The organism is Verrucosispora sp. WMMC514, from assembly GCF_027497295.1.
GTDB classification, from domain to species: domain Bacteria; phylum Actinomycetota; class Actinomycetes; order Mycobacteriales; family Micromonosporaceae; genus Micromonospora; species Micromonospora palythoicola.
In genome coordinates this window covers 505,441-526,882 of record NZ_CP114906.1, presented here as the reverse complement: position 1 = coordinate 526,882, position 21,442 = coordinate 505,441, and the positions used below count along the sequence as shown (strand labels likewise).

Genomic DNA, 21,442 nt, shown 5'->3' with positions numbered 1-21,442 from the left:
TCCAGAGGGTCTTTTCGTACCAAGATCCTGAGGGGACGGGGTGCGACGGCGAGGTGGGGGTGGTGAGTTTCCACAATCCCCGGCTGCCGTGGTCGGAGTTGGAGCGGGTGCTCTCCGGGCGGTCGAGCGACGGAAGGAGCGGCGACGGGCCGGGCGGGGGTGGGAAAGGCGGCGGTGCGGGGCGGCACCTGCACGTGGTGGATCCGCTCGCGGTCGACGCCGACGGGGGTGACTCGCCGGCGTGGAGCCGGCGGCGGGAGCACTACCGGCCGCCGGAGCTGGCCCGGCCCGACGGCGTGCCGCCGTACGCCGAGCTGCACGCGCACACCAACTTCAGCTTCCTCGACGGTGCCAGCCACCCCGAGGAACTGGCCGAGGAGGCCGTCCGGTTGGGGCTCACCGCACTCGCCGTCACCGACCACGACGGGTTCTACGGTGTGGTGCGGTTCGCCGAGGCGGCCCGCGCGCTGGGCCTGCCGACGATCTTCGGAGCGGAACTGTCCCTCGGCCTGCCCGGTCCGCAGAACGGCGTACCCGACCCGCACGGCAACCACCTGCTGCTGCTGGCCCACGGCCACGAGGGGTACGCCCGGCTGGCCACGACCATCGCCCGCGCCCAGCTGCGGGGCGGTGAGAAGGGCCGCCCGGTCTACGGTGAGCTGGAGGAGATCGCCGCCGACCTGCGCGACCACGTGCTGGTGCTCACCGGCTGCCGCAAGGGCCACGTGCCGGCCGCCCTGCTCACCGAGGGGGTCGACGCGGCGGCCCGCGAGCTGGACCGGCTCACCGCGCTGTTCGGCGCGGAGACGGTGGCGGTGGAGCTGACCGACCACGGGCATCCGGTCGACGGCGACCGCAACGACGCCCTGGCCGAGCTGGCGACCGCCGCCGGCCTGCCCACGGTGGCCACGAACAACGTGCACTACGCGACACCGGGGCGGCGTCGACTGGCCACCACCCTGGCGGCCGTGCGGGCCCGACGCAGCCTGGACGAGATCGACGGTTGGCTGCCCGCGGCGGGCACCGCCCACCTGCGTGACGGCGCCGAGATGACGGCCCGGTTCGCCGCCTACCCGGGCGCGGTGGCCCGGGCCGCCGAGTTCGGTGCCGAGCTTGCCTTCGACCTCCAGCTCGTGGCGCCGCAGCTGCCGGCGTACCCGGTGCCGCCGGGGCACACCGAGATGAGCTGGCTGCGCCACCTCACCGAGCAGGGCGCCCGGGAACGCTACGGCCCGCGCGAGGCGCACCCGCAGGCGTACGCGCAACTCGACCACGAGCTGAACATGATCGAGGAGTTGGGTTTCCCCGGCTACTTCCTGGTGGTGTACGACATCGTCGACTTCTGCCGGCGGGCGGACATCTACTGCCAGGGCCGGGGTTCGGCGGCGAACTCGGCGGTCTGCTACGCGCTGCGGATCACCAACGTGGACGCGGTCCGGCACCGGCTGCTGTTCGAGCGCTTCCTGGCTCCCGAGCGCGACGGGCCGCCCGACATCGACGTGGACATCGAGTCCGACCGCCGGGAGGAGGTCATCCAGCACGTCTACGCCCGCTACGGCCGGGAACACACCGCCCAGGTGGCCAACGTGATCTCCTACCGCCCCCGCTCGGCGGTGCGGGACGTGGCCAAGGCGTTCGGCTTCCCACCCGGCCAGCAGGACGCGTGGAGCAAACAGATCGACCGCTGGGGCGACGTGGCCACGGTGGACGTGCCGGAGATCCCCGAGCAGGTGGTCGCGTACGCCAACGAACTCCAGACGTTCCCCCGGCACCTGGGCATCCACTCCGGCGGCATGGTGATCTGCGACCGGCCGGTGATCGAGGTCTGCCCGGTGGAGTGGGGGCGGATGCCCGGCCGCAGCGTGCTCCAGTGGGACAAGGACGACTGCGCCGCCGTCGGCCTGGTCAAGTTCGACCTGCTCGGCCTCGGCATGCTGTCGGCCCTGCACTACGGCTACGACATGATCGGGATGAGCCTGGATCTCGGCGACATGACGCTCGACGACCCCGAGGTCTACGACATGCTCTGCCGGGCCGACTCGGTCGGGGTGTTCCAGGTGGAGAGCCGGGCCCAGATGGCCACCCTGCCCCGGCTCAAGCCCCGGACGTTCTACGACCTGGTGGTCGAGGTGGCGCTGATCCGGCCCGGCCCGATCCAGGGCGGCTCGGTGCACCCGTACATCCGGCGCAAGAACGGCCAGGAGCCGGTGACCTACGCGCATCCGCTGATGCGTAACGCGCTGGAGAAGACCCTCGGCGTGCCGCTGTTCCAGGAGCAGTTGATGCAGCTCGCCATCGACCTGGCCGGCTTCGACGCGGCCGAGGCCGACCAGCTGCGCCGGGCGATGGGCGCCAAACGGTCGGTGCGGCGGATGGAGCAGATCGCCGACCGGCTCTACCGGGGCATGGCCGAGCGCGGCATCACCGGTGAACTGGCCGACGACGTCTACCGCAAGCTCACCGCGTTCGCCAGCTACGGCTTCCCGGAGAGCCACGCGATGAGCTTCGCCTACCTGGTCTACGCCAGTTCCTGGCTGAAGCGCTACCACCCGGGCCCGTTCCTGGCCGCGCTGCTCAGCGCCCAGCCGATGGGCTTCTACTCGCCGCAGACCCTGGTCGACGACGCCCGCCGGCACGGCGTGCAGGTACGCCGACCGGACGTCAACGCCAGCGACGCGAAGCCGGTGCTGGAGTCCACCCCGGACACCCGCTGGGGCAGCCGGGCGGGTGAACCGCCGCACGCCTGGGGGCTGGGCGGCCCGGCGGTCCGGCTCGGGCTGTCCAGCGTGCGTACCCTCGGCGACGGTGTGGCCGACCGGATCGAGGCCGAGCGGGCGGCGAACGGCCCGTACCGCGACATGTCGGATCTGGCCCGGCGGGTGGGGCTGACCGCCGCCCAGTTGGAGGCGCTGGCCACCGCGGACGCCTTCGCCTGTTTCGGGCTGACCCGGCGGCAGGCGCTCTGGGCGGCCGGCGCGGCGGCCCAGGAGCGGCCCGGCCGGTTGCCCGGCACGGTCACCGGTACGGCGGCACCCGTGCTGCCCGGAATGGAGGAGGTGGACCGGCTGGTCGCCGACGTCTGGGCCACCGGTTTGTCGCCGGAGAACCACCCGGCCCGGTTCATCCGGCCGCAGTTGGACGCCGTGGGCGCGGTCCCGATCGACCGGTTGGGTCGGGTGGAGCCGGGCCGGCGGATCCGGGTCGGTGGGATCGTCACCCATCGGCAGCGGCCCGCGACCGCCGGTGGAGTCACCTTCCTCAACCTGGAGGACGAGACCGGCATGCTCAACGTCACCTGCTCGCCGGGGCTGTGGCAGCGGCATCGACGGGTGGCCCGCACCAGCACCGCGTTGGTGGTGCGGGGCCGGCTGCAGCGGCACGAGGGGGTGGTCAACCTGGTCGCCGACCGGCTGGACCCGATCGAGGCGCCGGTCCGTCCCGCCTCCCGCGACTTCCGCTGACGGTGGACAGGTGCCCCCTGGTGATCTGTGCCCGGCTGACTAGGCTCGACCGGGTGGAACAGACCCCAGGCCCGGCCGGGCCGCCGCTCACCCCCCGTACCGCCGTGGTCTGGTCGGTGCTGCGCGCCGAGCTGGACCGCCGGCCGGCCGCCGAGCTGACCGTGCTGGACGTGGGGGGTGGCACCGGCGGCTTCGCGGTGCCGCTGGCCCGGGCCGGGCACCGGGTGACCGTGGTCGACGCCAGTCCTGACGCGCTCGCCGCGCTCAGTCGCCGGGCCGCCGAGGCGGGGGTGGCCGGGCGGGTACGCGCGGTGCAGGGTGACGCCGACGCGCTGGCCGGGCTGATCGAGCCGGCCAGCGTCGACCTGGTGCTCTGCCACGCCGTGCTGGAGGTCGTCGACGAACCGGCACCTGTGGTGTCCGCGCTGGCCGGCGTGCTGCGACCGGGCGGTGCGGCGAGCGTGCTGGTCGCCGGGCGGGCCGCCGCGGTGCTCGGCCGGGCGATGAACGGGCACCTCGACGTGGCCGCGACCCTGGCCGCCGATCCGGTCGGCACCGCCGGCGAGCGGGACACCCTGCGCCGCCGCTTCGACGTCGAGGACGCCGCCGCGCTGCTGGCCACCGCGGGGCTCACCGTCGAGGAGATCCACGGCGTACGCGTCCTGGCCGATCTGCTGCCCGCGGCCGTGGCGGACGGTCAGGCGGCGGCCCTGGTCGAGTTGGAGCGGACGCTCGCCGCCCAACCACCCTGGCGGGACGTCGCGGCCCAGCTGCACCTGTTCGCCCGCCGCCCGGCATGACCGGCGTGCTCGGCCGGGCCCGGCCGCTGGAGGTCGTCGCGCCGGCCTACGGCGGTGGCAGTCTCGCCGACGTACTGCCCAGCGCGCTGGCCGTGCTCGGTGTCCCCGGGGTCGCGGATCCGCTCGGCCTCGCCACCGAACTGTCCGGGGTGCGCCGGATCGCCGTGCTGCTGGTCGACGGCCTGGGCTGGTACCAGATCCCGACCGCCGCGCCGTACGCGCCGACGCTGACCGGGCTGACCGCCGCGTCCGGTCGACCGCTCACCTCCGGTTTCCCCTCCACCACCCCGACCAGCCTGGTCACCCTGGGCACCGGCGTGGCGCCCGGCGCGCACGGGGTGCTCGGCTTCACCGTGTGCCGTCCGGGCACCGAGCGGGTGCTCAACCACATCGAGTGGCGTGCCGGCGATCCCGACCCGTTGCGCTGGCAGCCGGTCCCCACCCAGCTGGAGCGGGCCCGGGCGGCGGGTGTGGCGGTGACCGTGGTGAGCCGGCCGGAGTTCGGTGGCACCGGTCTGACCCTGGCCGCCAACCGGGGCGGTGACTACCGGGGCGCGGTCGGGGTCGACGCGGTGGCCGCCACCACGCTGGCGGCGTTGACCGCGGGACCCGGTCCGACCCTCGTCTCCGCCTACCACCCGGACGTCGACCGGCACGGTCATCTCAGCGGCGTCGACTCGTTGCCGTGGCGGGTGGCGGTGACCGAGTTGGACGGATTGCTGGCCCGGCTGGTGGACGGGTTGCCGCCCGACGCCGCGCTGCTGGTCACCGCCGACCACGGGCAGCTAGACATCCCGCACGGAGACCGGTTCGACCTGGACACCGACCCCCGGTTGACCGCCGGGGTGCGGGTGGTGGCGGGCGAGCCCCGGGTGCGCTACCTGCATGTCGCCCCCGGGGCCACCGACGACGTGGTGGCCGCCTGGTCGGCGGTGCTCGGCACCGCCGCCCGGGTGCTCACCCGTGCGGAGGTGGTGGCCAGCGGCCGGTTCGGGCCGGTGGCCACCGGCCACCTGGACCGGATCGGCGACGTCGTGGTGGTCTGCAACGACACGTACGCCGTGCTGGCCAGCCGGTCGGAGCCGCCGATGGTGTCCCGGTTGGTGGCCTTCCACGGTGCGGACACCGCGGCCGAGATGACCGTTCCGCTGCTGGTGGTGCGGGGCTGACCGGCCGGAATGTCAGCCCGGCGGGCTAACCTGCGCGGGTGGGCCGCAGCCAGTCGCTACCCCGGGGCGGCGATCCCCGGTTCGGGCCCGGTGCCGACGACACCGGGTGCCCGATCCTGCACGTCGACATGGACGCCTTCTACGCCTCGGTGGAGGTCCGGCACCGACCCGAGCTGCGCGGCCGGGCCGTCGTGGTCGGTGGGGTCGGTCCGCGCGGCGTGGTCAGTTCGGCCAGCTACGAGGCCCGGCGGTACGGCGTCCGCAGCGCGATGCCCACGATGCGGGCCCGTGCCCTCTGCCCGCACGCGGTCTTCCTTCCCCCCGACTTCGCCCGCTACTCGGCGGCCTCGCGGGCGGTCATGCAGATCTTCCGGGACGTCACGCCGCTGGTCGAGCCGCTCTCGCTGGACGAGGCGTTCCTCGACGTCGCCGGTGCCCGGCGACTGTTCGGCCGGCCCGCGGAGATCGCCCGCCGCATCCGCGAGCGGGTCGCGACCGAGCAGGGGCTGACCTGCTCGGTCGGGGTCGCGCCGAGCAAGTTCGTGGCCAAGCTCGGCTCGACCCGGGCGAAGCCCGACGGTCTGCTCGTGGTGCCGGCCGACCGGGTGCTCGAGTTTCTCCACCCGCTACCGGTCGGCGCGTTGTGGGGGGTGGGGGAGCGTTCCGAGCAGGCACTGCTGCGGCTCGGGCTGCGTACCATCGGCGATCTCGCGCAGGCGTCGCCGGGCATGCTGCGGACCGCGCTCGGCGAGGCGGCCGCCGCGCACCTGCACGAGCTGTCCTGGGGTCGTGACCCACGCCGGGTCAGCCCGGAGCAGGCGGAGAAGTCGATCGGCGCGGAGGTCACCTTCGACGTGGACGTCGACGACCCGGCCGAGATCCGCCGGACTCTGCTGGCCCTGGCGGAGAAGGTCGGTGCCCGGTTGCGGGCCGGCGGGCAGGTGGGACGGACGGTGTCGCTCAAGGTCCGCACCGCCGACTTCCGCACCGTGAGCCGGGCCCGCACCCTGGACGTGCCGACCGACGTTGCCCGGGAGATGTTCGACACGTCGTGGGCGCTCTACACCGCGTTGAACCCGGGTGAGCGGATCCGCCTGCTCGGTGTCCGGGCGGAGGGACTGACGGCGGCCGACCAGACGCCGCAGCAGCTCGCCCTCGGGCAGCCGGAGCGGGGTTGGCGGGAGGCGGAGGTCGCCGCCGACGCGGCGGCTGCCCGTTTCGGGCGGTCCGTCATAGGACCGGCCAGTCTTCTCAGCGGGCGCGAACCCCGACGAAATGAAAATCCGACCCGACCGTAGGTCGTCCCGCTTTCCGACGCGCGAGGGCCCTCGTAGACTTGCGGGTAAGCAGCCGGTTGGCTGCCACGGTCTGTCGGTCCGACCGGACCGACCAACGTGACCGGGGAGGAGTGCCGTGCCGCTCTCGGAGCACGAGCAGCGGCTGTTCGAGCAGATCGAGCGGTCGCTTGCCGAGGACCCCAAGTTCGCCTCGGCCGTGCGCGCCAGCGATCCGCGCTTCCACGCGCGGCGTCGCCTGCTCGTCGCTGCCGGCGTGATCATCGCTGGCCTGGCGTTGCTGGTCTATGGCGCGGTGATCAAGACTCCGCCGCTGGCAGTGGCGGGATTCGTAGTCATGCTGGCCTCGGCCGCGTTCGCGGTGCAGTCGCATCGTCGGGCGCAGTCACCCGACCTGCACGTCGTCGGGGGCACGGCGAGTCGTCGCCGGTCCCGCGGCCGTGCCGGCCGGAGGTCGGGTTTCCTCGACCGGATGGAGGACCGGTGGCGGCAGCGCCCGGAGGGGCACCGCTGACCGCGTTCCGCCGCTGACGAGGAAACAGGTCACCCCGGGCCGACGTGCCCGGGTAAGTGGCGCGCGAACGGCCCAGCTGCCGTAGCGACGCGTCGGGTTGCCTGCTGCCGTCGTGGTTGTCGTCGTCGGCCGCCCTGTCGGATCGCCGTCCAGACCTGGCCCAGGTCCCGGACGGTCACCGAACGACGCGTCCAATGGGCGGACGGCGCATTCAACGAACATGTCAGGGTGACATTTCCTGTCACCCTGACACGTGTCGCGAAAACCGAACCGGGTTTACCCGTCACACTCCTTCACAACACTGCTCGGCCCCACACGTCTCGCCGGCAACCCAGATCATCGACTCGCGCGGCTGGCGATCAGCCGGCGCGGACTGAATCGCAGCAGCCTGCGGCGCACCTGCCCGGCCGAGTTGACCAGTCGGGACGAGTTGTCCGCGATGGCCGTGCGCCACCGGGACAACACCGACGGCGGCAGCACGGTCGCCACCAGGCGGGTCCGCCGATCCGCCTGCCCGGCGAGTGCGCCGCGCACCGTCCGCAGGGCCGCCGGCAGCGGTTCGCCGGTCAACGGGTCCCGGGCGTAACGGGCCCGCTCCTCCGCCCGACCGAGCAGGCGTACCGCCGACCCGGCGTCGTCCTGCGTGGCCAGCCGCTCCCGGGCCAGCCGCTCCGCCGTGGCGCGTGGGGTCTCGGTCCGGTCCACCCCGATCCGGTAGTCGACGAGCGTGTCGATCAGTTCGTCCCAGGCGGCGTGCGCGTCGGCCCGCGCCCGGTCCGGATCGGTGGCGACCACCATGACCGGTTGACCGGTCGCGGACGGGGTCGCGTCCGACGCGTCGACCGTCCGTACCACCGGTGCCGGCCGGCCCCGACGGCGACGCAGGGCGAGCCGGCGCAGTGCGGGCACGGCGAGCAACACCAGCAGCGTCAGGACGCTGGCGGCGACCAGCCACGGCCAGCGGGGCCGCTGCTCGGCGGGAGTGTCGGAGCCGGCCGCCGCGCCCGGGTCCTCGCCCTCCTCGAACTGGTTCGGTCCCTGCTCCGCGTCGGCCGACGGATCCGTCTCGTCGGGGGTGTCCGACGTGCCGCCCTGCGGCGTGCTCTCCTCCGGGGCGTCCACGTCCGGCGCCCAGGCCGAGCGGGTCGAACCCGGCACGCCGTAGGCCGGGGTGGCGTCGAAGGGCACCCAGCCGATCTGGTCGAAGTAGACCTCGGTCCAGGCGTGCAGGTTGCGGTTGGTCAAGGTGAGAGTGTCGTCGCTGCGCCGGCTCCCGTTGGTGAACCCGAAGGCGACCCGGGCCGGGATACCCGCGTCGCGGACCATCCAGGCCAACGCCGCGGCGTACTGCTGGCAGTAGCCGACCTTGTTCTGCAGGAAGTCGAGAATCGCCTGGCCACTGGTGCCCTGCTCGGTGCTGAGCCGGTAGCTGAAGCCGTTGTCCTCGGAGAAGTAGTCGTAGATGGCCCGCACCTTGTCGTACTCGGTGCGTGCCCCCCGGATCAGGTCCTCCACCAGGGTGCGGACCTCCGGCACGTCCGGCGTCACGGTCTGCTGCCGGCGCAGCGGCAGGTCCGCCGGCAGCGGTCGGGCCCGTCGCAGCGCCTGCGGGCTGTACGACGAGCGCACGTAGTCGAAGGAGTACTCCTTGCCCCGGGAGTTCTCCCGGTTGGAGAAGACGACCTGCAGGTTCGGGTCGTAGAACCAGCTGTTGCCCAACTCGGCGAAGCTGACCGGCTCGGCGTAGACCGGCAGCAGCGGCATGTTCAGCTCCCGGCTGACCTGCACGGTGGCCCGTTGCCGGGTGCGTTGGACGCCCGGCACCGAGCGACCCGAGGGATCGGGCAGGTCGCCGTTGACCCGCCTGCCATTGGGGCCGCGCACCCGGAAGCCGTCGGCACGCAGGTCGTCGGCGACGCCGAAGCGCAGGTAGAAGGGCTCCTCCTCGGTGGTGGTGACGGTCACCAGGTCGGTCACCTGGGACTGGTTGAGCTGCCCGCTGAGCGCGGCGAAGAGGTCGACCCGACCGGGTGAGCCGCCGAACCCGGGACCGATGCCGGAGCCGGTGCCGGAGTTGAGGGTGGTCATCAGCCCGGCGGTCATCCCGGGCACGGCCAACGGCACCAGCACGGCCAGCGCGAGGCCCACCACCGCCAGGCGGCGGCCGGCGGCGGCCAGCGGCGACGACTCCCAGACGTCGACGTCGCGGCCGTCTCCGGTGAACCGGCGGCCGAACCGGCGGACCCGGTCCACGTTGTCGGTGACCAGCAACCAGAGGAAACCGGCGGCGCCGATCGCGAACGGCACCGGTGGAACGCTGTCCACGTAGACCGCCACCGGCACCGAGTAGATGGCAAGCATGGGCAGACCGGCCAGGGCGGGGCGGCGCAGCCCGACGCAGAGCACGTCCACCAGCACCGCCACCCCGCCGATGCCGAGCACCGTGACGAACAGCAGCGGGTCGGTGTCCGGGACCTTCACGCCGTGGGAGCGCATGTCCTCGACCGAGTTGCCGAGCAGCTCGGCGAAGTGCCCGAAGGTGGCCGGGGTGGGCAGCACCGCCAGCAGTTCGCTGCCGCTGGGGAACAGCCAGGTCAGGGCGAGGGTGAGGCCGCCGACCATGGCCAGGATCTGGACCCACAGCGGGGTCCGGCCGAGGCGGGCCAGCGCCGCCGCGGCCGCCACCGCGGCCACCGCGATGACCGCCTGGACCAGCCACGTCCAGCGTTCGAAGATGGCCGACAGCGGCGCCGCCGCGAGCAGCGTCGCGCCGGCGGCCACCAGGCCCAGGTTCCGATGGGCGATCATGAGGGGGACCTTCCGTTCATCGCACGCCACCGGCCACGGTCTCGGCCATCGCCGCCCGTAGCGCGAACCCCTGCGAGCCCCGCCCGGCCTGCGGCCAGAGCGCCGGTAGCCGGCCGCCGTGGTCGACGCCGATCACCCGCCAGCCGGAATGCAGCAGCGCCAGTGCCGCGGTGTCGTGCGCCTGATCGGCCTCCGCCCGCGCGGGCGTCGGCAGGTTCAGCCAGGCGGAGCTGTCCAGCAGGAAGCAGACACAGGTGGCGCCGTTGGCCCGCAGCCCGGCCAGCACTTCCGCCTCGGCGGTGCTCAGCGACCCGAACAGGCCGATGATCAGCCCGCCGTCGGCGCGCTGCCGGACGTGCTGCACCAGGGTGGTGATCTCGACCCGCTGGTCGAGCCTGACCTCGGCGAGCTGGTCGAGCAGCAGGCCGTCGCCGGCGCCCTCGGTGGCGTCGACGTCCGCGCCCGAGCCGGTCACCAGGCGAAGCTTGTAGCCGGCCTGGCGCAGATGTACCGCGATGCTGGCGGCGGCGGAGACCGCCCACTCGAAGCTGGCCGTCGGCCCGTCGCCCCGGTGGCCGTACGCGCGGGTGTCCAGCAACACCGTCGCCCGGCTCTCCCAGGGCTGCTCCTCCCGTCGCACCATCAGCTCGCCGGTGCGCGCGGTCGACTTCCAGTGCACCCGGCGCAGGTCGTCACCGCGCCGGTACTCCCGGGTGGCCGCGTCGTCCTCGCCGTGCACCGCAACCGAGCGGGCCCGGCTCTCACCGCTGCCGGCGTACTCACCCGGCAGCCGCACCGACGGCAACGGAACCACCTGCGGGACGACCGTGAGCCGGTCGGTACCGGGGAAGGCGCGGGTGAGTTCGCAGAGACCGAACGGGTCGGTCATCCGGACCACGAGCGGCCCCACCTCGTACCGGCCCCGCACGTCGGCACGCACCGTGTACGCCACGGAACTGGCCTGGTGTGCGCCGAGACGTTCCAGCACCACCCGGGGCCGGCTGCCCAGGGCGTACGGGAGCCGGTCCTCCAGCAGCAGGGTGCCGGTGGGCAGCCGGGACATGTTCTGCAGGCGCAGCACCACCCGGGCGGTCGCGCCGACCGGCACCCGGTGTGGCTCCAGCGACCGGTGACAGGCGAGCTTGTAGCGGCTGCGGCCGACGTAGAGCGCGGCGAGCAGCGGCAGGACGGCCAGCAGCACGGCCACCCGCAGCAGGTCCTTCTCGCCGAGGATGCCGGCGGAGACGGCCGCCGCCACCCCCGCGGCCAGGAAGGAGCGGCCGCGGGTGGTCAGCCCGCGCAGCCCGACTCGCACGTCACGGCCTCCGCGGCTCGAAGGGGGCCCGGCCGTTACCGCTCGGTGGCCGGGTGTCGTAGGGCGAGCGCTTGCGGTCGTGCGGCAGCGGCAACCGGTGCACCAGGTCGGCGACGATCGCGTCGGTGGTACGCCGGGCGAGCTGGGCGTCGGCCGTGGGAATGATCCGGTGCGCCAGCACCGGCACGGCGAGCACCTGGAGATCGTCGGGCAGGACGTAGTCCCGCCCGTCGAGGGCGGCCACCGCGCGGGCGGTGCGCAGCAGTTGCAGAGTGCACCGGGGGGAGGCGCCCAGCCGCAGGTCGGGGGACTCGCGGGTGGCGGTGACCAGGTCTACCGCGTACTGCTTGACCGCGTCGGCGACATGCACCTGCCGGACGTGACCGATCAGCCGGCGTACGGTGTCGGCGTCGGAGACCGGCCGCAGCCCGGAAAGCGGGTCGAGCGCCCCGTGCCCGTCGAGCATGGCCAGCTCGGCGGTCGGGTCCGGGTATCCCATGGCGATGCGGGCGGTGAACCGGTCGCGCTGCGCCTCCGGCAGCGGGTAGGTGCCCTCCATCTCGATCGGGTTCTGGGTGGCGATCACCATGAACGGCGTCTGCAACTGGTAGGTCACGCCGTCGACGGTGACCTGCCGTTCCTCCATGCACTCCAGCAGCGCGGACTGGGTCTTCGGCGAGGCCCGGTTGATCTCGTCGCCGACGACCAGGTTGGCGAAGACGGCACCCGGGCGGAACTCGAAGTCGTGGGTCTCCTGGTTGTAGACGCTGACCCCGGTGACGTCGCTGGGCAGCAGGTCCGGCGTGAACTGGATGCGGCGCACCGAGCAGTCGATCGACCGGGCCAGGGCCTTGGCCAGCTTGGTCTTGCCGACGCCGGGCACGTCCTCGATGAGCAGGTGACCCTCGGCGAGCAGGACGGCCAGCGCCAGCCGCACGGTCGCGGTCTTGCCCTCGATGACCTGTTCGATGTTGGTAACGATCGCGTCACTGGCGGCGCGGAACTCGTCGTACGGCAGCAGACCGCCAACGTCGTCCCAGGTCTGTTGTGTCACGGGCCTCCTCCTCGTCGCCGTCACGGCAGCTCTCCTAGAGAGCACCTGGCCCCGCCGTTTCGTTCGCGACGTGCGAGCCTCATGTGCCGCGGCAATCTCACTGGCCTCTCAGGCTAACCATGTTTGTCGTCAACGCCGACCGCCGCAGGTGTTTGAGCGCTTACGCAGTGATTTGTCATTTACGCAGCGCATGTCGTCGGTTCTGCCGGGTAAGCGGGCCCGAATCCGCGTGCCCGGACGGGAGGACATGACGAGGTGATCCTCGCCGCCGCGCTCGCCTGGCAGGTCGGCCTGGCGGCCTGCGTACCGCTGCTGGTGCGGCGTTTCGGCCGCGACGCCGGGTATCCGCTGGCCGCCGGCTACCTGGCCGGGGCGGCACTGCTGCTCAGCCGGTTGCCGGTGATCCTCGACGACCGGGAGGTCGCCGTGGCGTGGCGGTGGCTGCCCGGACCGGAGGTCCACGCCGCGTTGCGGATGGACGCGCTGGGGTTGGTCTTCGCGTTGCTGGCCCTGGGGGTGGGCGCGCTCATCATGGCCTACTGCCCCCGCTACCTCGACGGCACCGAGGTGGAGCAGGAGCGGGTGTACGTCACGATGACCCTCTTCGCCGCCGCGATGCTGGGCCTGGTCCTCGCCGACGACCTGCTGGTGCTCTTCGTCTTCTGGGAGCTCACCTCGATTCTCTCCTTCGTCCTGATCGGGCAGGGCGGCCGGCCGGCGGCCACCGGACCGGCCGTGCGGGCGTTGCTGGTCACCGTCACCGGCGGTCTGGCGCTGCTGACCGCGATCGTGCTGCTGGCGGTGCACCTCGGCACCACCAGCCTGGACACCATCGTGGCCGAGCCGGAGCGGCTGAACGGCGGACCGGCCTGGGCGGTGGGCACGCTGGTGATCGTCGCGGCGTTCACCAAGTCCGCGCAGCTGCCGTTCCATTTCTGGCTGCCGGGCGCGATGGTGGCGATCACGCCGGTGAGCGCGTACCTGCACGCGGCGACGATGGTGAAGGCCGGAATCTACCTGCTGATGCGCTTCTCGGCGGTGTTCGGCGGCTCCTGGGCGTGGGACGGCGCGCTGATCGTCGTCGGGCTGCTCACCGCGATCCTCGGCGCGCTGCTCGCACTGCGCCAGTACGACCTCAAGGCGCTGCTGGCGTACTCGACGGTCAGCCAGCTCGGCCTGCTGGTCGGCGTGATCGGCGTCGGCACACCGGACGCCGACGCGGCGGCGATCCTCTACACCGTCGCCCACGCGTTGTTCAAGGCGACCCTGTTCATGCTGGTCGGCATCATCGACCATCAGGCGGGCAGCCGCGACGTGCGGGAGCTGGCCGGGCTGCACCGGGTGATGCCGGCGACGGTCTGGCTCACCGTACTGGCGGCGATGTCGATGGCCGGCCTGCCGCCCACCATCGGCTTCGTCGGCAAGGAGGCGATCTTCGAGGCCCTCGGCGGGGCCTCCGGGGGAGGGTGGTTGGGCTGGTCCGCCGCCGGGCTCGGGGTGCTCGCCTCGGTGCTCACCTTCGCGTACGCGGCCCGTCTGGTGCACGGGATGGTGGAGGGACCGACCCGGCAACGCCAACTGCGCGAGCCGTCCTGGGCGTTTCTCGCCCCGGCCGCGGTGGCCGCGCTGGTGGCGACCGCGCTCGGGCCCACGGTGGTCGTGCTGAGCCCGCTCGTGGAGCGGGCGGCAGACGATGCCCGCCCGGAAGGTACGCCGCCCTACCTGGCCTTCTGGCACGGCTTCACCCCGGCGTTGGGGCTGAGCGTGCTCACCGTGCTGCTGGGTGTGCTGATGTTCCTCGGCCGGGTCCGGGTGGACCGGTGGCTTCGGGCCGTACCCACCGCCCCGCCGTTCGCCGCGCTGTTCGAGCGGGCCCGACAGGCGCTGCTGCACGTGGGCTCGATCGTCGCCCGGAGCGCGCACGCGCCGGACCCGGCGCCCTACCTGGCCCGTCCGTTGCTGGCGGCGGTGGCGCTGGCCGCGGTCGCCGCGGTGGCGCTGCCCGACGTCCCGGCCGGCCTCGGCGGTGACCCGGCCCGGCCCGGTGACTGGCTGCTGCTGGGGCTGCTCGTGACGGCGCTCGCCGGGCTGCTGGTGGCGCGCTCCGCGCTGGCCGCGATCGGGCTCACCGGAGTGGTGGGGCTGCTGTTGTCGGCGTGGTTCCTGACCCTCGGCGCACCCGACGTGGCGTTGACCCTGATGCTGGTGGAGGTGCTGACCGCGGTGGTCGTCATGCTGGCGCTGCGGCAGCAGCCGCGCCGGCTCGCCCCCGTCGGGCGACGCTCGTCGGTCACCGGCGCGGCCCTGCTCGCGGTCGCCACGGGTGGCGCGGCGGCCGCGGGTACGGCCGTGCTGACCGGACCCGACCGGCTGTCCGACCCCGGTCGGTGGTACCTCGACCGGGCGGAGGAACTGACCGGCGGCGCCAACGTCGTGAACACCATCCTGGTGGATTTCCGGGCCCTGGACACCCTCGGTGAGGCGGTGGTGCTCGCGGTGGTGGCGCTCGGACTGGTCCGGCTCGCCGCCGGTCGGCCGGTCGAGCCGGCCAGGACCGGGCCAGCCGGCGACGACCTGGTGCTGGGCCTCGCCTACCGGGTGCTCGCGCCGGTGATGCTGCTCGCCTCGGCGGTGCTGTTCCTGCGTGGACACGAGGAGACCGGCGGCGGCTTCATCGGGGCGCTGCTGGCGGGCACCGCCGTCGGGCTCGGCCAGTTGGCGCACCCCGGCGGGGCGCCGCTGCTGGGCCGCCTCAGGTCGGCGCCGCTGGCGGCGGCGGGGCTGCTGACCGCCACGGTCGCCGCTCTGGTGCCGCTGGCCGCACGTCGGTCGCCGCTCACGCCGCTCACCCTCACCACACCGGATCCGCTGCCGTCGCTGTCCACGTCACTGCTGTTCGACCTCGGGATCTACCTGATGGTCCTGGCGCTGGTGGTGGCCGCGGTGCGCCGCCTCGGCGTACCGCCGGCCCAGCCGGCCGACCTGCCGGAGACCGGAGGTGCCCGGTGAGCGCCGCGTTCGTGGTCGGCGTCCTGGTCGCCGCCGGGGTGTTCCTGCTGCTACGGCCGGGGCTGCTGCGCGTGGTGCTGGGCTTCGTGCTGCTCGGCCACGCCGTCAACGTGGTGCTGCTGGCCGCCGGTGGGCTCGGCCGGCGGACCCCGGCGCTGCAGGAGGTGGGCCCGGACACCGCCGACCCGTTGCCGCAGGCGTTCGTGCTGACCGCCATCGTGATCACCTTCGGGGTCACCATCCACCTGCTCGGCCTGCTGCGGCGCGGCGCAGGCGGGCCGGCCAGCGGTGCGGATCCCGCGGACGACGACGGCGGCGACACCGAGTCCGGCGGCGACGGCACCGGTGCGGCGGGCGGGCGCGGCACCACGGGGCGGCGGCGGTGAGTGGTCTTCTCCTGATCCCGGTGGTCGGGCCGCTGCTGGTCGCCGGGGTGCTGCTCGCCCTGCCGAACCGCCCCGGCCCGCATCGGGTCGGCGCGTTCGCCACCATGACGGTGGTGCTGGTGGCCGGCCTGGTCCTGCTGGCGCGGACCAGTGGGGGCGCGCTGGTCGTGCTGCGCGTCGGTGGCTGGCCCGGACCGATCGCCATCAGCCTGGCGGCGGACGCGCTCAGCGCCCTGCTGGTCACGGTGACGGCGCTGGTGGTGCTCGGCTGCCTCGTCGCCGCCGTCGGCACCGGAGACGACCGTCGTCCGTATTTCCTGCCGCTGGCGCTGGTGCTCTCCGCCGGGGCCGGCGGCGCGTTCCTCACCACCGACCTGTTCAACCTCTTCGTGCTGATCGAGGTCATGCTGGTGCCCTCGTACGTGCTGTTGAGCCTGGCCGGCGGGGTCGGGCGCGGCGGCGCGGGACGGGTGTACGTCGCCACCAACCTGCTCGGCTCCACCCTGCTGCTGGCCGGGGTGGCATTTGTCTACAGCACCACCGGAGTGGTCGGGCTGGGTGACCTGGCCGGCGCGGCACGGGACGAACCGACGGTCGCGGTCGCCTGCGGGGTGGTGCTGCTCGCCCTCGGCGTCAAGAGCGCGCTGGTGCCGCTGCACGACTGGCTGCCGCGCACCTATCCGGTGGCCTCGCCGGTGGTGGTGGCGCTCTTCTCCGGGCTGCTGACCAAGGTCGGCCTCTACGCGGTGATCCGGATCTACGCGGTGGTGTACGGCGGTGATCCCGGATACCGCTGGCTGCTCGGCGCGGTGGCGCTGCTGTCGATGGTGGTCGGCGTGCTCGGCGCTGTCGGCGAGAACTCGATGCGGCGGATCCTGACCTTCCACATGGTCAGCCAGCTCGGCTACGTGCTGCTCGGCGTGGCCCTGTTCACCGCCGCCGCGCTGGCCGCGGCGGTCTACTACCTGGCCCAGTACATCCTGGTGAAGGCGGCGTTGTTCCTGTGCGCGGCAGCGGTACGGGCCGGCCGGGGTACCGACCGGCTCGACGGCTCCGGTGGTCTGGCCGGGCAACGTCCCGCGCTCGCCCTGGCCTTCGCCGGGGCGGCGCTGTCGCTGGCCGGCCTGCCGCCGTTCTCCGGGTTCCTGGCGAAGTTCCTGCTGCTGCGGGCCACCGCGGAGACCGGTGCCTGGCTGGCGATGACCGTCGCGGTGCTGGTCAGCCTGGTCACCCTGCTGTCCATGGTGAAGATCTGGAGCGCGCTGTTCACCGGCGACCCGCCGGCCTCGTCGACCGTGGCCCGGCGGATCGGACCGACACTTGTCGGCCCGCCGCTGGCGCTGGCCGGTCTCTCCCTGGCGGCCGGGTTGGCCGCCGCACCGCTGCTGGTCCTCGCCGACACGGCGGCGGCCGGGCTGCGCGACCCGGCGGGCTACGTGCGGGCGGTGACCGGGCGATGAGCAGCGACACGATGACGATTCCCCGCCGCACGGCGGTCCGGGTCCGACGCGTCCTGCGGTTCGCCGGCTACTTCGCCGTCCGGCTGGTCCAGGCGAACCTCGCCGTGGCCTGGGAGATCCTCACCCCGGGTTCCCGGCTGGCGCCCGCGGTGGTGCGGGTGCCGCTGCGGGCGGCCACCGACACGGAGGTGGCGGCGGTGGCGCTGGCGGTGAGCCTGACCCCGGGCACGCTGACCCTGAGCGTGCACCGGGCACCCACCGCCGCGCTGTGGGTACACGGCATGTACGCCGCCGACCCGGTGGCGTTCCGGCGGGCGGTGACCGACCTGGAGTGGCGGCTGCTGGCCGCGCTGCGCCCGGCCGCCCACCCGGACGGTCCCGACGCCGGTCGTACGGAGGTGGTCCGGCGGTGACGATGATCCTGCTCGACGTGGTGCTCGTGGTCCTCGCCGGCTCGATGACGGTGGTGATCGTCCGGCTGGTGGTCGGTCCGACCGACGCCGACCGGGCGGCCGCACTGGATCTCGGCTTCTTCGTCTTCCTGGCGGCCCTGGCGGTGCTCGCCGCCCGGCTGCACGCCCCCGACCTGCTCGACCTGGTGCTGACCGGCACCCTGGTGAGTTTCCTCGCGACGGTGGCGATGGCCCGGCTGGTGCACCGGAGGCAGCGATGATCCGGATCTCGCTGGCGTCGGCGCTGCTGCTGCTCGGCACCGCGCTGATCGCGATCAGCGCGGTCGGCCTGATCCGCCTGCCGGACGTCTACCACCGGATGAACTCCGTGGCCAAGGCGGCCAGCCTCGGGGTGAGCTGCGTGCTGCTCGGCGTGCTGCTGCTGATACCGGGTTGGCGTACCGCGGTGGTGGTCCTGGCCGCCGTCGGGCTGCAACTGTTCACGGCACCGATCGGCGGTTACGCGCTGGCGCGGGCCGCCTACCGGTCCGGGGCCCCGCTGGCCCCGGTCACCCGCTACGACGAGCTCGGCGGCCGGGCCGGCGGGGGTGGCGACGAGCAGCCCCGCGACCCGGTCTGAGGGGTGGTCGACGGCGGCCACCCGCCACGCGCGGTACACTGCCGGACATGGCCGGAGTCTTCCTGCTTCTTACCGGGCCGTGCTGATGCGCTGAACGCGCGACAGCACGGCGGCCCCTCCTGCGTGAGGGGCTTTTTCGTGCCCGCCGCCGGCCCGCAACGGGCCGTCGAGGCAGACCCGAGACCAGCCAGCACTCCGACAGACTCCGCCGAGCGACGCGAGGAGAAGGCCATGACCGAGGCAGACGTCCCACCGTTCCGGTACACCGCGGCACTGGCCGACGAGATCGAACGCCGTTGGCAGGACCGTTGGGAACGGGAGGGTGCCTTCCACGCGCCGAACCCGTCCGGCCTGCTGGCCGACCCGGGCCACCCGCGCTCCGGCGCCGAGAAGCTGTACGTGCTGGACATGTTCCCGTACCCGTCCGGGGCCGGACTGCACGTCGGGCACCCGCTGGGCTACATCGGCACCGACTGCTTCGCCCGGTACCAGCGGATGGCCGGCCGTAACGTGCTGCACGCGATGGGCTTCGACGCGTTCGGGCTGCCCGCCGAGCAGTACGCCGTGCAGACCGGCACCCACCCGCGGACCACCACCGAGGCCAACATCGACCGGTACCGGGCGCAGCTGCGCCGGCTGGGACTGGCCCACGACCAGCGGCGCTCGGTGGCGACCATCGACACCGACTTCTACCGCTGGACCCAGTGGATCTTTCTGCAGATCTTCAACTCCTGGTACGACCGCGAGGCCGGCCGGGCCCGGCCGATCAGCGAGCTGATCGCCGAGTTCGCCGGGGGCGTGCGGCGCACCCCGGACGGCCGGCCGTGGGCCGAGCTGTCGGCCGCCGAGCGACGCGCCGTCGTCGACGACCACCGCCTGGCGTACGTGTCGCAGGCGCCGGTCAACTGGTGTCCGGGGCTGGGCACGGTGCTGGCCAACGAGGAGGTCACCGCCGACGGTCGCTCCGAGCGGGGCAACTTCCCGGTCTTCAAGCGCAACCTGAAGCAGTGGATGATGCGGATCACCGCGTACGGTGACCGGCTGTTGGACGACCTGGACAAGCTGGACTGGCCCGAGCCGATCAAGCTGATGCAGCGCAACTGGATCGGCCGGTCGCAGGGCGCGCACATCGACTTCCCGACCCCGACCCCGGCGGCGGCGATCCGGGTGTTCACGACCCGGCCCGACACCGTCTTCGGCGCCACCTACATGGTGCTGGCCCCGGAGCACGAGCTGGTCGACACGCTGGTGCCGGCGGCCTGGCCGGCGGGCACCCGGGACGCGTGGACCGGCGGGCACGGCGGCCCGCGGGAGGCCGTCGAGGCGTACCGCAAGGCGGCGGCGGCCAAGACCGACGTGGAGCGGCAGGCCGAGACGAAGGAGAAGACCGGCGTCTTCACCGGCGCGTACGCCACCAACCCGGTCACCGGTGGGCAGATCCCGATCTTCATCGCCGACTACGTGCTGGCCGGCTACGGCACCGGCGCGATCATGGCGGTGCCCGCCCAGGACGAGCGGGACTGGGAGTTCGCCGAGGTCTTCGAGCTGCCGATCGTGCGTACCGTGCAGCCGTCGGAGGGCTTCGACGGCAAGGCGTACACCGGGGACGGGCCGGCGATGAACAGCGCCGCGCCCGAGCGCGGCCTGGACCTGAACGGCCTGGGGGTGGCCGACGCCAAGGCCCGGATCATCGCCTGGCTGGAGGAGACCGGCAACGGCCAGGGCGCGGTGACCTACCGGCTGCGGGACTGGCTGTTCAGCCGGCAGCGCTACTGGGGTGAACCGTTCCCGATCGTCTACGACGCCGACGGCGCGGCCGTGGCGCTGCCGGAGGAGATGCTGCCGGTCGAGCTGCCCGAGGTGGACGACTTCTCCCCGCGCACCTTCGACCCGGAGGACGCGAACAGCAACCCGGAGACGCCGCTGTCGCGCCGCCGGGACTGGGTCGAGGTCGAGCTGGACCTGGGTGACGGCCCGAAGCGCTACACCCGGGAGACGAACGTGATGCCGCAGTGGGCCGGCTCCTGCTGGTACGAGCTGCGCTACCTGGACCCGACCAACGGTGACCGGTTCGTCGACGCGGACAACGAGCGGTACTGGATGGGCCCGCGTGGCGAGGGCGACTGCGGCGGTGTGGACCTGTACGTCGGCGGTGCCGAACACGCCGTGCTGCACCTGCTGTACGCCCGGTTCTGGCACAAGGTGCTGTACGACCTGGGCCACGTGTCGTCGTTCGAGCCGTTCCGCAAGCTGTTCAACCAGGGCTACATCCAGGCGTACGCGTACACCGACGCCCGGGGCGCGTACGTGCCGGCGGAGGAGGTCGCCGAGCGCGACGGCGGCTTCTTCCTGGGTGACGTCCAGGTCAACCGCGAGTACGGCAAGATGGGCAAGTCCCTGAAGAACGTGGTCACCCCGGACGAGATGTGTGCCGCCTACGGCGCCGACACGTTCCGGGTGTACGAGATGTCGATGGGCCCGCTGGAGGTGTCCCGCCCGTGGGAGACCCGGGCGGTGGTCGGCTCCTACCGGTTCCTGCAACGGGTCTGGCGGGCGATCGTCGACGAGCGGACCGGCGAGTCCCGGGTCACCGACGACCCGGCCGACGAGCAGACCCGGCGGCTGCTGCACAAGGTGATCGACGGTGTCCGGGGCGACATGGAACAGATCCGGTTCAACACCGCGATCGCCAAGCTGATCGAGCTGACCAACGGGGTGACCCGGCTGGCGGGTACTCCGCGCGAGGTGGCCGAGCCGTTGGTGCTGATGGTCGCGCCGTTCGCTCCGCACGTCGCCGAGGAGCTGTGGCAGCGGCTGGGCCACGCCACCTCGCTGACGTACGCGGACTTCCCGGTCGCCGACCCGGCGCTGCTGGTCGCCGAGACGGTCACCTACCCGGTGCAGATCAACGGCAAGGTCCGGGCCCGCGTCGAGGTCCCCGCCGACGCCAGCGAGGACGACGTACGGCAGGCGGCCCTGGAAGCCGTCGCCACCACCCTGGCCGGCACCCAACCCCGCAAGGTCATCGTCATCCCCACCCGCATGGTCTCCATCGTCCTCTAACCCACGTCCTTTCTCGTTGATCATGAGGTTGGCGGCAATTTGAAGATCAACTGTTGCCGTCAACCTCATGATCAAC

At 73.1% G+C, this 21,442-nt stretch carries 15 protein-coding genes; 12 read left to right on the top strand and 3 right to left on the bottom strand.

Features of this window, described 5'->3' with window-relative positions; all coding sequences use genetic code 11:
• The first annotated feature begins 62 nt into the window (after window positions 1–62).
• The 5 genes from O7597_RS02250 (at window position 63) to O7597_RS02230 (ending at window position 7,239) form a co-directional block, all read left to right on the top strand.
• On the top strand, window positions 63–3,461 hold the full coding sequence (locus O7597_RS02250; protein WP_281581892.1) for an error-prone DNA polymerase: 3,399 nt from the start codon (window positions 63–65) through the stop codon (window positions 3,459–3,461).
• A gap of 35 nt (window positions 3,462–3,496) precedes the next feature.
• Entirely contained in the window at window positions 3,497–4,261 is a 765-nt protein-coding gene (locus tag O7597_RS02245; protein ID WP_269738661.1) for a methyltransferase domain-containing protein, read from the top strand.
• Window positions 4,258–5,430: a nucleotide pyrophosphatase/phosphodiesterase family protein gene (locus O7597_RS02240; protein WP_269737492.1), complete on the top strand. Its 1,173-nt coding sequence runs from the start codon at window positions 4,258–4,260 to the stop codon at window positions 5,428–5,430. Before O7597_RS02245 ends, O7597_RS02240 begins: the two co-directional genes overlap by 4 nt.
• A gap of 38 nt (window positions 5,431–5,468) precedes the next feature.
• The gene (locus O7597_RS02235) at window positions 5,469–6,728 is read left to right on the top strand and encodes a DNA polymerase IV (RefSeq protein WP_269737491.1); all 1,260 of its coding nucleotides are present in this window, start codon (window positions 5,469–5,471) and stop codon (window positions 6,726–6,728) included.
• Between the two features lie 115 nt (window positions 6,729–6,843).
• Window positions 6,844–7,239 (top strand): DUF3040 domain-containing protein, encoded by a 396-nt coding sequence (locus O7597_RS02230; protein ID WP_099850992.1) that lies wholly within the window; start codon window positions 6,844–6,846, stop codon window positions 7,237–7,239.
• A gap of 336 nt (window positions 7,240–7,575) precedes the next feature.
• Here O7597_RS02230 and O7597_RS02225 read toward each other — a convergent pair whose 3' ends face one another.
• The 3 genes from O7597_RS02225 to O7597_RS02215 are packed head-to-tail and all read right to left on the bottom strand — an operon-like array spanning window position 7,576 to window position 12,416.
• Window positions 7,576–10,047, bottom strand: coding sequence for a DUF3488 and transglutaminase-like domain-containing protein (locus O7597_RS02225; protein ID WP_269737490.1), 2,472 nt, complete (start codon window positions 10,045–10,047; stop codon window positions 7,576–7,578).
• A gap of 16 nt (window positions 10,048–10,063) precedes the next feature.
• Entirely contained in the window at window positions 10,064–11,362 is a 1,299-nt protein-coding gene (locus tag O7597_RS02220) for a DUF58 domain-containing protein (protein WP_269737489.1), read from the bottom strand.
• Between the two features lies 1 nt (window position 11,363).
• Window positions 11,364–12,416 (bottom strand): MoxR family ATPase, encoded by a 1,053-nt coding sequence (locus O7597_RS02215; RefSeq protein ID WP_164449198.1) that lies wholly within the window; start codon window positions 12,414–12,416, stop codon window positions 11,364–11,366.
• 255 nt (window positions 12,417–12,671) lie between these two features.
• Here O7597_RS02215 and mbhE point away from each other — a divergent pair, with 255 nt between their 5' ends.
• The 7 genes from mbhE (at window position 12,672) to leuS (ending at window position 21,366) form a co-directional block, all read left to right on the top strand.
• Window positions 12,672–15,425: a hydrogen gas-evolving membrane-bound hydrogenase subunit E gene (gene mbhE, locus O7597_RS02210; RefSeq protein ID WP_281581891.1), complete on the top strand. Its 2,754-nt coding sequence runs from the start codon at window positions 12,672–12,674 to the stop codon at window positions 15,423–15,425.
• Entirely contained in the window at window positions 15,422–15,811 is a 390-nt protein-coding gene (locus tag O7597_RS02205) for a sodium:proton antiporter (protein WP_269737487.1), read from the top strand. The genes mbhE and O7597_RS02205 overlap by 4 nt, the downstream gene beginning before the upstream one ends.
• Entirely contained in the window at window positions 15,808–17,271 is a 1,464-nt protein-coding gene (locus O7597_RS02200; RefSeq protein WP_281581890.1) for a proton-conducting transporter membrane subunit, read from the top strand. Before O7597_RS02205 ends, O7597_RS02200 begins: the two co-directional genes overlap by 4 nt.
• Complete coding sequence (locus O7597_RS02195; protein ID WP_269737485.1) at window positions 17,268–17,684, top strand: Na+/H+ antiporter subunit E; 417 nt, start codon at window positions 17,268–17,270, stop codon at window positions 17,682–17,684. The genes O7597_RS02200 and O7597_RS02195 overlap by 4 nt, the downstream gene beginning before the upstream one ends.
• Window positions 17,685–17,686: 2 nt before the next feature.
• Complete coding sequence (locus tag O7597_RS02190) at window positions 17,687–17,944, top strand: monovalent cation/H+ antiporter complex subunit F (protein ID WP_269738660.1); 258 nt, start codon at window positions 17,687–17,689, stop codon at window positions 17,942–17,944.
• Window positions 17,941–18,303, top strand: a complete 363-nt coding sequence (mnhG, locus tag O7597_RS02185; RefSeq protein ID WP_269737484.1) for a monovalent cation/H(+) antiporter subunit G — start codon at window positions 17,941–17,943, stop codon at window positions 18,301–18,303. The genes O7597_RS02190 and mnhG overlap by 4 nt, the downstream gene beginning before the upstream one ends.
• A 231-nt stretch (window positions 18,304–18,534) precedes the next feature.
• A complete protein-coding gene (leuS, locus tag O7597_RS02180; RefSeq protein WP_281581889.1) occupies window positions 18,535–21,366 on the top strand; it encodes a leucine--tRNA ligase in 2,832 nt (943 codons plus the stop codon).
• The last annotated feature ends 76 nt before the right edge of the window (window positions 21,367–21,442 follow it).

Bases quoted from the DNA above. Each gene is read 5' to 3' on its own strand.
- O7597_RS02190 (WP_269738660.1), top strand. From the start codon at position 17,687: ATGATCCTGCTCGACGTGGTGCTCGTGGTCCTCGCCGGCTCGATGACG.
- O7597_RS02225 (WP_269737490.1), bottom strand. From the start codon at position 10,047: ATGATCGCCCATCGGAACCTGGGCCTGGTGGCCGCCGGCGCGACGCTG.
- mnhG (WP_269737484.1), top strand. From the start codon at position 17,941: ATGATCCGGATCTCGCTGGCGTCGGCGCTGCTGCTGCTCGGCACCGCG.
- leuS (WP_281581889.1), top strand. From the start codon at position 18,535: ATGACCGAGGCAGACGTCCCACCGTTCCGGTACACCGCGGCACTGGCC.
- O7597_RS02240 (WP_269737492.1), top strand. From the start codon at position 4,258: ATGACCGGCGTGCTCGGCCGGGCCCGGCCGCTGGAGGTCGTCGCGCCG.
- O7597_RS02195 (WP_269737485.1), top strand. From the start codon at position 17,268: ATGAGCAGCGACACGATGACGATTCCCCGCCGCACGGCGGTCCGGGTC.